The organism is Streptomyces sp. NPDC004788 (assembly GCF_053601115.1).
This window is the reverse complement of the sequence record NZ_JBSGBF010000017.1, coordinates 1-13022: the sequence shown is the minus strand read 5'-3', so window position 1 is coordinate 13022 and position 13022 is coordinate 1. Positions and strand designations below refer to the sequence as shown.

General features: G+C 71.1%; 13 protein-coding genes and 1 pseudogene. 11 read left to right on the top strand and 3 right to left on the bottom strand.

Annotated features, from left to right (window positions below; translation table 11 throughout):
• Positions 1–88: 88 nt before the first annotated feature.
• The 6 genes from hemC (at position 89) to ACWEJX_RS10595 (ending at position 5122) form a co-directional block, all read left to right on the top strand.
• Positions 89–1048: a hydroxymethylbilane synthase gene (hemC, locus tag ACWEJX_RS10620; RefSeq protein ID WP_451607132.1), complete on the top strand. Its 960-nt coding sequence runs from the start codon at positions 89–91 to the stop codon at positions 1046–1048.
• On the top strand, positions 1045–1914 hold the full coding sequence (locus tag ACWEJX_RS10615) for a hypothetical protein (RefSeq protein WP_451607131.1): 870 nt from the start codon (positions 1045–1047) through the stop codon (positions 1912–1914). Before hemC ends, ACWEJX_RS10615 begins: the two co-directional genes overlap by 4 nt.
• 17 nt (positions 1915–1931) lie before the next feature.
• A complete protein-coding gene (locus ACWEJX_RS10610; protein ID WP_451607130.1) occupies positions 1932–2684 on the top strand; it encodes a PIG-L deacetylase family protein in 753 nt (250 codons plus the stop codon).
• 104 nt (positions 2685–2788) lie between these two features.
• The gene (locus tag ACWEJX_RS10605; RefSeq protein ID WP_331452080.1) at positions 2789–3841 is read left to right on the top strand and encodes an NUDIX domain-containing protein; all 1053 of its coding nucleotides are present in this window, start codon (positions 2789–2791) and stop codon (positions 3839–3841) included.
• A 31-nt stretch (positions 3842–3872) separates the two neighbouring features.
• The gene (locus tag ACWEJX_RS10600; RefSeq protein WP_451607129.1) at positions 3873–4367 is read left to right on the top strand and encodes a GFA family protein; all 495 of its coding nucleotides are present in this window, start codon (positions 3873–3875) and stop codon (positions 4365–4367) included.
• A gap of 251 nt (positions 4368–4618) precedes the next feature.
• Positions 4619–5122, top strand: a complete 504-nt coding sequence (locus ACWEJX_RS10595; RefSeq protein ID WP_331452082.1) for an ATP-binding protein — start codon at positions 4619–4621, stop codon at positions 5120–5122.
• Positions 5123–5404: 282 nt separating this feature from the next.
• Here ACWEJX_RS10595 and ACWEJX_RS10590 read toward each other — a convergent pair whose 3' ends face one another.
• A complete protein-coding gene (locus ACWEJX_RS10590; protein ID WP_451607128.1) occupies positions 5405–5758 on the bottom strand; it encodes a hypothetical protein in 354 nt (117 codons plus the stop codon).
• Between the two features lie 23 nt (positions 5759–5781).
• Positions 5782–6588, bottom strand: coding sequence for a helix-turn-helix domain-containing protein (locus ACWEJX_RS10585; RefSeq protein ID WP_190044134.1), 807 nt, complete (start codon positions 6586–6588; stop codon positions 5782–5784).
• A gap of 269 nt (positions 6589–6857) precedes the next feature.
• Between ACWEJX_RS10585 and ACWEJX_RS10580 the strand changes: the two genes are divergently transcribed.
• Entirely contained in the window at positions 6858–8135 is a 1278-nt protein-coding gene (locus ACWEJX_RS10580; protein WP_331452083.1) for a helix-turn-helix transcriptional regulator, read from the top strand.
• Positions 8136–8221: 86 nt separating this feature from the next.
• Here the strand turns inward: ACWEJX_RS10580 and ACWEJX_RS10575 are convergent, their stop codons facing one another.
• Positions 8222–9163, bottom strand: a complete 942-nt coding sequence (locus ACWEJX_RS10575) for a quinone oxidoreductase family protein (protein ID WP_331452084.1) — start codon at positions 9161–9163, stop codon at positions 8222–8224.
• Between the two features lie 837 nt (positions 9164–10000).
• On the opposite strand from ACWEJX_RS10575, the gene ACWEJX_RS10570 reads away from it, so the two are divergent.
• The 4 genes and pseudogenes from ACWEJX_RS10570 to ACWEJX_RS10555 form a co-directional block, all read left to right on the top strand.
• Complete coding sequence (locus ACWEJX_RS10570) at positions 10001–10885, top strand: helix-turn-helix domain-containing protein (protein ID WP_331452085.1); 885 nt, start codon at positions 10001–10003, stop codon at positions 10883–10885.
• Positions 10886–10887: 2 nt separating this feature from the next.
• Complete coding sequence (locus tag ACWEJX_RS10565; protein ID WP_331452086.1) at positions 10888–11586, top strand: zinc finger domain-containing protein; 699 nt, start codon at positions 10888–10890, stop codon at positions 11584–11586.
• 159 nt (positions 11587–11745) lie between these two features.
• The gene (locus tag ACWEJX_RS10560) at positions 11746–12387 is read left to right on the top strand and encodes a WhiB family transcriptional regulator (protein ID WP_331452087.1); all 642 of its coding nucleotides are present in this window, start codon (positions 11746–11748) and stop codon (positions 12385–12387) included.
• Positions 12384–13022, top strand: a pseudogene (locus tag ACWEJX_RS10555) (hypothetical protein); the annotation flags it as partial. The gene ACWEJX_RS10560 and the pseudogene ACWEJX_RS10555, both read left to right, overlap by 4 nt.

The following is a 13022-nucleotide window of genomic DNA, read 5'->3' as shown; positions in this document are numbered from 1 at the left end:
ACACCACCTGATCGACAGCGCTTCCCGACCGCAGCTCACCGCCACACCGCAACGCCCACGCCTCACCACACGGAGACCAGCACCCGTCATGACCGCCAACCCCTCCACCCGCTCCCTCCGGCTCGGCACCCGCCCGAGCCCGATGGCCATGGAGCAGACCGACCGGTTCGCCCACGCCTTCCGCACCCGGTACCCGCACATCCCCCTCGACATCGTCACCATCACCTCCGAAGGGGACCAGCACCGCGGCCCCCTCGCCCAGATCGGCGGCAAGGGCGCCTTCACCCGGCGCGCCGACGAACACCTCCTCGACGGCACCGTCGAGGCCACCATCGCCTGCGCGAAGGACCTGCCAGGCCCCCACGACCGCAAGCCGGGAATCTCGACCGGCGCGGTCCTGCCCCGGGAAGACGTCCGCGACGCCCTGGTGCTGCCCGCCGGACACCCACCGGCCACGCTCGCCACACTGCCGCCCGGCACCCGGGTCGGCACCAGCGCTCCCCGCCGCGCCGCCCTCCTCAGAGCCCTCTACCCCAAGCTGGTTGCGGTGCCGATCCGGGGGAACGCCGACAGCCGCCTCCGCGACCTGGATTCCGGCGTACTGGGCGCCGACGTGATGATCGCCGCTCTCGCCGGTCTGCGCCGCCTCAACCTCGCCGACCGCGCCGCCGAGATCCTTGACCCCACCGTGTGGCTACCCGCCTCCGGCGCCGGGATCGTCGTCATCGAGCACCGAACCGACGACCACGCCACCGGCAACGTCCTCGCCCCGCTCACCCACTCCCCCACCCGGATCCTCCTCGACGCCGAACGCGCCACCCTCGCCGCCCTCCACGGCAACTGCCTGACCGCCGCCTCCGCCCACGCCACCCTCAACCCGACAGCCGACATCGTCACCGTGCACGCGGTCGTCCTCGCCCCGGAAGGCGGCACCCCGATCCGCACGACCACCACCGGCCCCGCCGACCACCCCGCCGCCGTCGGCCAACGGGCCGCTCAGCAGCTGCTCGACGCGGGAGCCGCCCACCTCCTGGGAGCTCGGCCATGAACCGCAGCGCACCACCCACCGACCGGGCGGTGTTCACGCCGCCCAGCGAGAAGGCCGACCGGGTACGGATGCGTACGGCACACCGAGCCGCGGCCCGGGCGTTCGCGGTGAGGGCGGGCGGGCCGGAGGCATGGGGCTGGCAGGGCCGCACTCTCAGCCGCCGTGCTGGCCGCTGGTGGCTGCGCCTGGTCTGCGCTCCCGAGGACAAACGGGTGAGCCGACTATGGGAGGGAAACGCCTCTGCCGACGCGTCCCTTCCCCGCACGGTGCCACGGCCCCGCCTCCATCAGGTCAGCGAGTGGACCCGTGGCGGCCACGCCTACCGCGCCGAACTGTCCGAGTACATCGCTCAACCGGCCCTCCAGACCGGCGGCCCCGTCCTCACGTCCGAGGCCAACCTGCCGAACTCATGGTGGGGTGATCTACGCACCGCCCTCGCCACCACCGCGACGGTTCCAACCGACCGCCAATCCGTACGCCGGCAGTGGATCGACCGCAACTTCACCCGCTTCCTCGGCATCCCCACACCCGCAGCCATCTCCTGGACCACCGGCCACGGCGACCTCCACTGGGCCAATCTCACCGGCCCACCGCTGGTCATCCTCGACTGGGAGGGATGGGGCCACGTGCCCGTCGGGTTCGACGTCGGACTCCTCCACGCGTACAGCCTCGCCCGGCCGGCCACGGCCGCCCGGATCCGCGCCGAGTTCGCCCACGTCCTGGACACTCCCGCCGGGCGGACCGGCGAACTCGTCGCGCTCGCCCAGCTCCTCCAGGTCGCCGGTCGCGGCGGCCACCCGGAGCTCGCTCCCCACCTCGCCCGCCACGCCGAGCACCTCACCGGCACCCCCGTCCCCGTACTGTGACCGCCCCGGAGGTCCCCATGCTGCCCAGCTTGCTCGCCGTCTTCGCACACCCGGACGATGAATCCCTCCTCGCCGGGGGCGTCCTCGCCCAGCATGCCGCGGCCGGGGCCCGCACGGCGGTCGTCACCGCCACCTGGGCGCCCGACAGCCGACGAGCTCACGAACTCGCCGACGCCCTAGCCGTCCTGGGCGCCGGCACCCCACGCCTGCTCGGCTACAACGACGCCCGCAACCCCGAGGCGGCCCCCGGCCGGCCCCGGCTCGTCGACGCTCCCCTCGACCAAGCAGTCGGCCACCTCGTCGCACACATCCGCGACTTCAAGCCCGATGTGGTCATCGGCCACGACGCCCTCGGCCAGCTGACCGGCCACCCCGACCACGTACGCACGCACCAGATCACCCTGCTCGCCGTCGAAGCGGCCGGCCTCGCCCACCTGCATCCCGAAGCGGGCCCGCCCTGGCAGCCGACCGCTCTGTACGCCGCCACGCACCCCGAGTCCGGCGTCGGCCTGCTCGGCCCGCTGCTTGAAGGGGTGGGCAAGGCCGTCCTCGCGGTACCGGACTCATACGTGACCACCAGCGTCGACGTCACCTCCTGGGCCGACGTGAAGTGGCGAGCGATCCTCGCGCACCGCGGCGAGGTCGCACGCAAGCGGCCCCTGCCCGGCATCCTCGCCCGCCTTCCCGAAGCCGACCGCAACCAGATCATCCAGACCGAGCACTTCACCCGCCTCGCCCCGGCCCCACGAAGGGCAACCCAGCCCAGTTGAGTGTCTGACACCCCACCCGCGTGTCAGCCGCCCACAAGCACGCACTCACCGATCGGAGAGAGATGACGACGACTTCTGCACCCGACGAACGTCCCAGTGTGGCGATGAACGAGGCTGCGTACGGGGCGTTGCGCGCCTCGGCCGCACTGTGGGCCGGAACCTCCGTCCTGATCACCAACCAGCGAGGGCAGGTCCTGCTCCAGCGCGTGACCTACCGCCCCACCCGCCTGCTGCCCGGCGGCGCCGTCGACAAGGGCGAATCCCCCGCCCAGGGCGCCGCCCGAGAGCTGGAGGAGGAACTCGGCGTCACGGCGACCGTCACCCGCGGGCTGGCTCTCGACTGGGTCTCCCCCGCCGGCCGCACAACGCCCCCCGCCATGAAGTTCCCCGGCGAGCTCCTGCACGTCTTCGACGGCGGCGTCTGGGACGAGGAGCAGATCGCGGCGATCCGGCCCGCACCGGGCGAGATCGAGGCCGTCGAGTTCGTCGAACCCGCCGACCTGCCCGCTCTGATGTCTCCGGGCGATGCCCGCCGCGCCCTGTCCGCGCTCCGCGCCCGCATCAGCGGCGCCGGTCTGGCGTTCCTTGAGGACGGGCTCCCGATCGCTCCCACCGTTCTTGACCGGGTCGGCATCCTGCGCACCGCCCGAGCCCGTCACCACTTCCCTTTCCACCCCGTCCCCGTCCCCGAGGACCTCACGGTTCGCCAGTCCTGCGCGTGGGCCTTCGCCCCGGACGGGCGTGTCCTCGTCCTCCTCGATTCCGACAGCGGCGCGGCCTGCCTGCCCGGCGGCACACCGGAACCCGAGGACCATTCAGACCCCGAGACCACGTTGATCCGTGAAGCCCGCGAAGAGGCCGCCGCCGAGCTCGCCGGCACCCGGCACCTCGGGTACCTGTCCGACCCCGACGAACCCTGCGCGCGCGTCCGCTACGCCGCCGCCCTCACGAACCTCGGCCCGGTCCCTGTCGATCCATCCACCGGACGTACCTACGTCCGGATCCTGGCCACCCCGGAGCAGACCCTGCTCTTCTTCGACTGGGGCCCATCCGCGGCCGAGCAGCTCCAGGCAGTCCACCAGGCCCGCGTCCTCCTCGGCATCCCCAAGGCCGCTCACCAACCCGTCACCGAACTCGCTGACAGCACCTCCTGGTAACAACGCGCCCCTGCCACGAATCGAGAATCTGATGACCGCCGCCTCCTCGACCGGCCAGCCCTCCTGGCCGGCCGATAACGCACGAGTCCCGGGTCTCGTCTCGGACTCCACCCGATCCGAGACCGTCCGGACCGGACATTGTCTATGCCTTCGCATCGCCTACCGGGTTGTCGGTGACCCGATCGACCCGCACCTGTGCTCGTGCGAGCACGAGACGAGGATCAGCGGCGCACCGGCCGTCCTCTGGGTCGGCTTCCGCAGGGATTCCCTGACCTGGACCGGCCCTGGCCGAGAGCCGAAGTGGTACTCGACCTACCCCACACTTCACCGTGGCTTCTGCGCCGAGTGCTCAAGCACCATCGCCTCCGTCGACGACACCGCACCGCACCTGATCGCAGTGAACGGCTTCAGCCTCGACGACCGCAGCGGCACCGACCCCGTAGGGCATTCCTATCGCCACGAGGCCGCTCCGTGGATGACCATCTCCCTCGCCCCCGATCCGCTCCTGCATCGCCCATCGCAGTGACGTCCTCGCGTCGCTGCTGAGCGCGCCACAGCCACTGGACCCGAAGGCGCTCGTCGAGGAAACGGTCGACGGTCTGGCCTTGCCGAGGGTGCCGTGTGCGTGGCGGACGTAGGCGCGCAGCGCGCGGGCAGGGGTGGAGGCGGGCACAGGCGCCTCCTTCAGGCGGCGGTGGCCGGGACCGGGCGTTCCGGTCCGGCCGACGGTGGCAGACTGCCGGGCAGGAACGCTGAAAGTGGTGAGGGAAGTTGGCGGTGGCCGAGCGCGACGCTCCGACGGTCTTCCTGCTGGTGGGGCTCACAGGCTCGGGGAAGACGACCTACGCCCAGCAGGTGCTGGAGCCCCAGGGTGCGGTGCGACTGTCGGTGGACGAGGTGGTATTCGAGCGGCACGGCCGGTACGGCGTCGACTACCCGGGGAACACCTACTTCGAGAAGGAGGCCCCGGTCGTCGCCGAGCTGCACAAACGGCTGGCCGAGTTCGTCGCCGAGGGCCGGCACGTGGTGTGGGACCACGGGTTGTGGCCCCGCAAGGACCGCGACGCGATGAAGACGCTGGTGGAGTCGGCCGGCGGACGGTGGCGGCTGCTGTACTTCCCGGTGGCCCGTGACGAGCTGCTGCGCCGACTGACGGAGCGCAACGAACGCGGGGACGCGAACTCCTTGATGGTCACTCCGGAGGCCCTGGACGACTTCTTCGCCCGCTTCGAGGAGCCTCAGGGCGAGGGCGAGGAGATCGTGGAGCCGGACTGGCCCTGAGACGTCGGTGCGTGCCAGGCGGTGATGATCGTGGCCGCTTCGGCCGCCCAGCGGGGTAGTCGAGGGTGACGCGACGGAAGGCCAGGCGGGGGTCGGAGACGATCCGGCCAGAGTGCCAGCCGGTGTGCTCCAGCAGCCGGACGCCTCGCTGCGGGCGGCGGGCGTGTGCTCGCTCCACTCGTCTGGAGGAGCACCGCTCGCCCCGCCGCCGCAAGTCGTCCAGGACGCCAGCTCAGTACCGGGAGGGGTACGACGTTATGGCTGGCCAGGGCGGCGGCGTCCTCAGCCGTCCCGCCTGGCGCCGAGCCGCCCCGCATGCCGTGTGGATCCTGCAGAGGGGATGAGCGTGTCGAGGATGCGCTGGTAATCGGCACGCGCCAGGGGTTCATCAACCCAGGCTGGATCAGCACGCTCGCTGATGAGATCGAGAAACTGGCCTGGTGTCGTCGACTCCACAGCCCATGCCTCACGGTCGGGCGCGGCCCACCAGATCTCATTGTGCTCTGGATCGAGGCCGAGTCGGACGGGGCCGAGGTGACGGCCAAGCGCGTCGAGACGGCGCAGGCCCGTGCCTGCGAGATCTGCGATCAGGGCCTGGGCTTCGTCTGCGGTCTGGACGTGGGTGAAGAAGGGCACGGTGCGGCTGCGCTTTCTCGTGGTCAGGCGACTAGCTGGGGGTTCCGGCCACCCTGGGTGGCCGCCAGGCTGATGAGCTGGGCGGCCCCGAGGACCTGGTCGATGTAATCGGTGATGTCGTTCGGGATATCACTCAGGGGTTTGAGGAGCAGGACGACGCCGAGTGCCGTGTCGCCCCAGAGGGCCGGGGCCGCTACGGAGTCCCAGCCGGGCAGGCATTCCTGGCGTCCGACGGCGTAGCCCCGCACACGGATTCCGTCGAGGGTCGCGAGGAGGTCGTCATTGTTGAGTGCGCCCGGGCCGGCGGTCTCGGGGATGGGCTCGGCGAGCGCGATCTCGCGGAGGCTCTCGGGAACGTAGGCGAGCAGGGTGCGCCCGGAGGCGCCGGTGCGGAGGGAGCATCCGGCAGTGAAGATGTCGTACGCGGTCATGCCGAAGTCGTCCGGGCAGTAGTTGCCGATCGCGTAGTCGGTGCAGACGCGGCGTGCGCCGACGGAGGCGAGGCTGTAGAAGAGGACGAGGCCGCCGCAGTCCGCTTGCAGGTCGACGAGGATCTCGTGCTGGTCCAGGCCGTCGTATATGCCGGCCATGGCCTGCATCCCGGCGCGGGCCGCGTGGCTGCCGAGCCGGTACTTGCCTCGACCTACGCGCTCGACCCATTTTGCGGCGACCTGGGACGCGAGAATGCGGTGAACCACCGCAGGATCCAATTCCGTGTGATCGGAAATGGCTTTCAGAGAATGCGTGTCTCCGGGGAGCTCGGCAAATGCCTGCATGACCCGGATCACTCGCTCTGCGTGGCTGCTCCCCTTGGGGCGCTCGGATGCCATATTGAATCCAGAACTAATAGCGGGATGATTGGTGCCCGACGTGCAAGTTCAGGGACGGAAAGCCGTCTCCGTCCCCGGCTCGCACACGTTCTCAGGGCGGAATCGGAACTGGAGTACCGGAACACGGCTACCGGAACACGACTACCGATCCGGGCTGGGCTTCTGAGGACTCTGCAGGAGAGGGGCCTCGCGCCTCTCCTGCGTGACTCGAGTTGTCGCCTCCTTCGGGCTGCCTCAAGCTGGCGGCACGTGATGGGAGCTGGTGCCGCATGAGTCTCGGAGAAAGCGACGAGGGAGAACTCGGCCCGGAAGAGCTGATGGGGCTGGCCGGTCTGCTCAGGGCGTGGCGCCTCGCTGCGGGGCTGAGGGAGGGGCGTGGTCGCGCGATCCCTCAGGCAGAGGTGGCGCACGCCATCGGCATGTCCGAGAAGTGGTATGGGCAGCTGGAACGGGGCGCGGTTCCTCGCCTCCCGCATGACGCGGTCGAGAAGCTGGTCGGGCGGCTGCACCTGGGGCCGGACGAGCGTCAGACGCTTCTGTACTACACCCCTGGCGGTGCCCTGATCGGCCGCACCAGGCCGAGGGACGAGCCTCCGGAGCTACGCACCCTGCAGTTCTTGCTGGACCAGCAGATGCCCCACCCCGCCTATGTAACCGACGCCCGCTGGTCCATGATCGCTTATAACCGGGCGATGGCGGACTGGTACCCCTGGGTCGTCGAGCCGGACGCCAACCTGATGCGCTGGGCCCTGCTGCACCCGGACGCCCGCAAGCAGTACGTGGGCTGGGAAGATCATGCCCGTGTGTACCTGGCCATGATCCGCATGTTCCTGGCGCGCCATAAGGCCGACCGTTTCATGACCTCCCTGCTGCGCGAGATCTACGAGGACCCGGACTGCCGTCGGCTGTGGGACGAAAGCCCCCATGTGGTCGCCCATCGCGACGGCAACCGATTCCGCATGCGCCTGCCACGGTTCGACTTCCAGGAGGTCGAGGTCGTCTCGCACCTCCTCTTCCCGGCTGGACACCCGGACTTGCGGGCGGTGGTGATCACCTGGCTCGGCAGCGAGCACGAGCTCCAGCCCGGATCCGTACAGCAGCCGAATGCGCTGTCAGCGGGCGGGGCCGGAGGCTCCGAGGCGATCGGGGACGCCTCCTGGGCGCAGGCCGGGTGGGCTGATTCAGCGGAGGACGCGGCAGCGCTCGCGGGCAACGGGGCGATCGACCTGCCGGAGCTGAGCGCTCTGGCCGGCCCTGGGTGCCGTCTCACGCTCAACCCGCAGGACCGGACCGTGGTGTGGGCGTATCGGCAGGACGGTGGCGGGTGGCGCGTGAATTCGCTCTCCGTGGAGGCGACGCTCAGCCGTCTCGTGCCGCAGTCGTCCCGCCGGGGCGTGGTGCGCGAGTACCAGCAGCTTCTGCGCACGACACTGCCGGCCTCCGCGGGAGAGGCCGGCAGTGAGCTGGACACGATGATCGCCGAGCTGTCGGAGCGCCTGGTGGTTCTGCGTGACCTGCGCGAGCAGCTGGACGAGTCGGTCGGTTGACGGCAGCGAGCTCGACCTCAAGCCTCGCCCCTCCCCTCGTGGGGGCGGAGCACTGGGGTCCGAGCCGCGCCGGATACCGAGTCGAGTCAGGCAGCGGGGTCGAGGACGACCTTGCCGGTGGTTCGGCGGGCCGCCATGTCCTCGTGCGCGCGAGCCGCTTCGCTCAGCGGGTACACGGTGGGCGCCGGGACGGCGAGTTCCCCGTCCCGTACGGCCTGGAAGAGGTCGGCCATAGAGTCGCGCAGCGCGGTCCGATGCCCGAACAGCAGGGGGAGCCAGAATCCGCTGACCGTCTTGCCGGTGGCCATGAGGTCGCGGGTGGTGATGGTGGTCTCGATGCCGCTGACGCTTCCGTAGACCGCCATCCGGCCCATGGGTGCCAGGGCTTCCAAGGTCGAATGGAGGGTGTCGCCGCCTGTCATCTCCAGCGCGGCGGCGGCTGCGCCATGGGTCGCCTCCTTCAGGGCTACGGCCAGGCTTGTCGAGGTGCTGTCGACGACGGCATCTGCCCCGAGGCCGAGGGCCAGAGCTCGCTTGGAGTCCGTGCCGGCCAGGGCCACCACGCGGGCTCCGGCCCGCTTGGCGAGCTGCACTGCTAGGGACCCGACGCCGCCGGCGGCTGCGGGCACGATCACAGTCTCCCCCGGGCTGATGCGCAGCACGGTGTGCAGCAGGTGCCAGGCCGAGTTGCCCTGGAGGGTCAACGAGATCGCCGTGGCGTCGTCGATGTCGTCCGGGACCGGGATCGTGGAGCGACGGTGAGCCAAGGCCACCTGCGCATATCCGCCGCCGCGCGTCAGGGCCACCACCCGCCGCCCGTCGCTGTAGCCCATCACTTCGTTGCCAGGGACGTACGGGAGCGTGACACCGGCCAGGTAGTCCCCTTCCCGCACATGCAGGTCCGCGTAGTTCACCCCCGCCTGGAGGACCTCGACCCTGTGGTGTCCGGCCTTCGGCTCCGGTTCAGGGACCGCCGTGAGCCGGAGGACCTCCGGGCCGCCGTGGCTGGACATAGTGACAGCTCGCACTTTCTCGCCTCTCAGCACTTCAAGATCATTCGAAGAAATTGCGCCACGCGCAATTTGAATGAATTGCGCCACGCGCAAATTCCGGAGACATTAAACCACCCTTGACGTGCAGGGCCTGGCAGGCATAAATTCCACCTCAATTCTTAGAGCCCTACGGACAGGAAACAACTCCCACAGTGAGCCGCATCACTTCCACTAAATTGCACGTGGCGCAATTTGTGGCGGCCCGCACACCGGACAGCGCCCACCGCGCGGCCCGTCAGGGCGCTAATCCCAGGCAAAAGGTGGCGGAGTCCGGGAGAGGCCACTCCCCAGGTCGAATGACGGGCGTCGTCGCTGCCCCGCCAGGAAACGATCTCTCTGCAGTGCAGGCTTCGCCTTCGGCGCCTGCACCTGATGGGGCAACAAGTTCTACAGAGTTTAAGAACCAAGTCTGGATCTTGACGCGGGTCCCTGCGTATGTTCGTCGTCCTCCGGGCAGCCCGCCCGGCACCGCGATCGTGAGGAGCGAGATACGCACCGACCAGACCGTTAGGTCCACATAGCAGCGACGGCGCCCGGGAGCGGGAACTCCCAGACGCCGAACGCTAAGTGGCATGTCCGCCCCGGCAAGGGCGGGGTTTGCCCACCATCACCACGCTGAGTCCTTCCGAGGGGCGCGTCAGCGTGGCAACACTGCAACGAGGAGTATCGCATGCCTCCTGCCCTGCGTAAAAGGCCCTTCCGCGTGGCCTGCGCGGCAGCCATCTCCGCCCCGGCGCGTTCACGCACCGCGACGGAGCCCGCCTCCCCTGCCCCGGCGAACCGCCGGCTCCGCCCCGTCGCCGGGAGCGGTCGATGAGCAGCGAAGCCCGCGAGTGGGTCTGGGAGCACAGCTCCAGCCGGGGGACCGCACGCCTGGTCTTGCTGTCGATCGCCGACCGGGTGGTCGACGAACAGTGCGTCTCCTGGGCCTCGTTGTCCAGCCTGGCCAAGCGCACGCGCGCTTCCGTCTCCACGGTGCGCGAGGCCATCGACCGCCTGGTCCATGCCGGTGAGCTGGAGCAGCTCGACGACCTCACCGGCCCGCAGCGCAGCACGGTCTACCGCCTGCCCCTCGCCGCCCAGGCCGTCGCAGAGACCGCGCAGGCCGAGGACGCCGGCCAGGTGCCGGCGGGCGAGTACGAGGCCGCCCCCACCCTGCGGGTCTCGGTTCTGCGGCGGTACGGAATCCGGCCGCGTGAGGTACCGGAATCCCCCGCGAGGGACCGGAATCCGGCAGTACCGGAAACCGGCAGGCCCCGGCGGAAACCGGCACCCCGACGTACCGGAAACCGGCACAACGGTGTACCGGAAACCGGCACACAGAACCGTAGTGAACCGGATTTGAACCGTAGGTACAGCAGTGGCGCCGCCGTCCTCTCGGCTGCCGAGTGGCAGGTCGACCCCGCCACCCACACCTGGGCCCGCGAGCAGGGACACCTCGACCGCCTCGGCCAGGAGGGCCTGCGTGCGGCCGACGCGAAGTGGCGTACCCACCGAGCGGCCTTCAAGCCGAGGCCGGCGGACGCCTGGGCCACCGACTGGCGCTCCTGGATCGCCCGAGAGCACGCCCCCAGCCGCCCGAACCTCTACGCCGTGCCCGGCGGAGCCTCCGCCGCCACCGGCGGTATGACGCGGGCCGAAGCCCACACCGCCGCCCTTCTCGCCGCCCTCGACGAGCCGACCGGAACGGAGGGCTGACCGTGGACCGCCGCGAAATCGCCGCCCTGCTGGCCTACATCGGCCGACTCGACCCCCGCACCATCCGCACCGACCAGGGCGAGGCCCGCGACCAGCTCGCCCAGTGGCACGAACTGCTCGGCGACGTGCCGATGGCCACCCCGCACGGCTGGGACGCCCGCGTCGCCGCCCGCCAGCACATCCGCACCTCGCCGTACCAGATCCTGCCCGCGGACGTGGCCCGTCCCTGGGAGAGCTACCGGCGCGACCGCCTAGCGAGGCACTCCGACCCCACGCCGTCCGTCGACCCAGACGACCAGGCCGCCTGGACCGCCGCGCTGGCCGGCGCCCGCCGCGCCGTCGCCGCCGGCCTCGCGCAGCCCGCGCAGGCCAGGGCGATCACCAGCGGGCGTAGCGGGATCGACCCGCAGCTGGAGGCCCGGCTGCGGGAGATCGGCTCCTGCATACCGCCCGCCGCCCGAGCAGCCCTCGCGCCCTACCGGCCCGCCCGAGCCGCACGCGAGGCGGCCGTCGCACAGGGCCGGCCCGACCCTCTCGGCGTGCGCTGCGGCTGGTGCCTGGCGCAGCCCGGTGAGCCCTGCCGCCGACGCCGGATCGGTCCCGACGACGGGGTACGCGGAACCGCCCCGCGTGCCACCCCGCACCCCGGCCGCCTCGACCTCGCCGCCGCCCAGCAGGCCCAGCAGCCGGCCATGGTCTGACCGGCGTCCACGGCTGGTGCACCCCGCTCGGTGCACCGCCCACCACCACCGTCCCTCCTCGGCTGCGGCGCACGCTCCCGCGCCGCAGCCGGCACCCGACGCCGTGCCCGCCGAGCACCGCCCTGGCCCGACGGCGCGACAGCACATCGGAGAACCCCCTTGCGCCACATCACCACCCACGACGCGCCGGCCACCGGCCTGCGCGGCATCGCAGACACCAGCTGGCACACCCGCGGAGCCTGCCACGGCATGGACGTCGAGGACGCCGACGCCGTCTTCTTCCCCCTTCCCCGGGACCACGAAGCCATCGCCGAGGCGAAGGAGCTGTGCGGCTGGTGCCCGGTGCGCAGCGAGTGCCTCAACTACGCGCTCGAGAACGTCCTCAAGGAGGGCATCTGGGGCGGGCTCACCGAAGCCGAGCGCCGCCCGTGGCACGACGGACTGCCTCAGCGGCTCGACTACCGGCGCGTGATCGCGTTCTTCCAGGGCCGCGACGTCCACCTGACCGAGGCCGAGCGCCAGGTCGTCGTCGACCACGCCTATGTCCGGGACTGGCGGCCCGACCGGCTCGCCGCCGGTCTGCAGATCAGCCACAAGCACGCCCGTGACCTGCTGCGGCAGGCGGCCAACAAGGTGCTCGACCGGGACCGCCGCCAGGGTGTGCCCCGGCCCAAGAAGAAGCGGCAGAAGACCGCTCCAGCATCGGGCCGCCCCGTGACCACCAAGCCCGGCACCCGACAGCCGGTGTCCCGCCAGGCAGCGTCGACCGTGACGCCCGCCTCTTTCGGAAAGGCCGCATGACCCACCCCGTCCTGTCCCTGGGTGACGCTCTGGACCTCCCTCTCCTCCTCGTCGTCGGCGTCCCTGCTGTCTTCGCCCTGGTGCTGGTCGCCTGGACGATCCGGCGCCGGGGAGGCCGCCCGCAGAAGCGCGTCGGCGGTCCGGCGGTCAAGGTCGCCGCCCTCGCCGCCCTCGGCTGCACCGCCTACAGCGCCGACACCTCGTGGCGCTTCGCGGCCGACTACCTCGACATGGCCGGCACCGCCGAGCGTGCCGGGATGTTCGCCGCCGCCGAACTGGCGCTCTTCGCGACCGCGCTGATGGCGCGGCAGAACCTGGCCACGCAGGGCGCCCCGGGCCTGCCCGGCACCCTGGTCTGGGTGATCACCGGAGTGCAGGTGATCCCCGCCTACGCCGAGAGCGGTCCCGTCGGCGGCACCGTCCGGGCCTTCGTCGGCCCGGTCATGGCGGCCATGCTGTGGCACCTCGCCATGGGAATCGAGCTGCGTCTTCACACCCCTGGCGCTGCCTCCCACGGGCTGCTCGCCGTCCTGGGCCGGGAGGTGCGCGAACGGCTGCTGTCCCGCCTCGGCATCGCCGCCCGCGACCGCGACGCCGCGCAGATCACCCGCGACCGGGCCACCGCCCGCGCGGTC

Bases quoted from the DNA above. Each gene is read 5' to 3' on its own strand.
- ACWEJX_RS10580 (WP_331452083.1), top strand. From the start codon at position 6,858: ATGAGTCTCGGAGAAAGCGACGAGGGAGAACTCGGCCCGGAAGAGCTG.
- hemC (WP_451607132.1), top strand. From the start codon at position 89: ATGACCGCCAACCCCTCCACCCGCTCCCTCCGGCTCGGCACCCGCCCG.
- ACWEJX_RS10610 (WP_451607130.1), top strand. From the start codon at position 1,932: ATGCTGCCCAGCTTGCTCGCCGTCTTCGCACACCCGGACGATGAATCC.
- ACWEJX_RS10585 (WP_190044134.1), bottom strand. From the start codon at position 6,588: ATGGCATCCGAGCGCCCCAAGGGGAGCAGCCACGCAGAGCGAGTGATC.
- ACWEJX_RS10570 (WP_331452085.1), top strand. From the start codon at position 10,001: ATGAGCAGCGAAGCCCGCGAGTGGGTCTGGGAGCACAGCTCCAGCCGG.
- ACWEJX_RS10615 (WP_451607131.1), top strand. From the start codon at position 1,045: ATGAACCGCAGCGCACCACCCACCGACCGGGCGGTGTTCACGCCGCCC.
- ACWEJX_RS10605 (WP_331452080.1), top strand. From the start codon at position 2,789: ATGAACGAGGCTGCGTACGGGGCGTTGCGCGCCTCGGCCGCACTGTGG.
- ACWEJX_RS10600 (WP_451607129.1), top strand. From the start codon at position 3,873: ATGACCGCCGCCTCCTCGACCGGCCAGCCCTCCTGGCCGGCCGATAAC.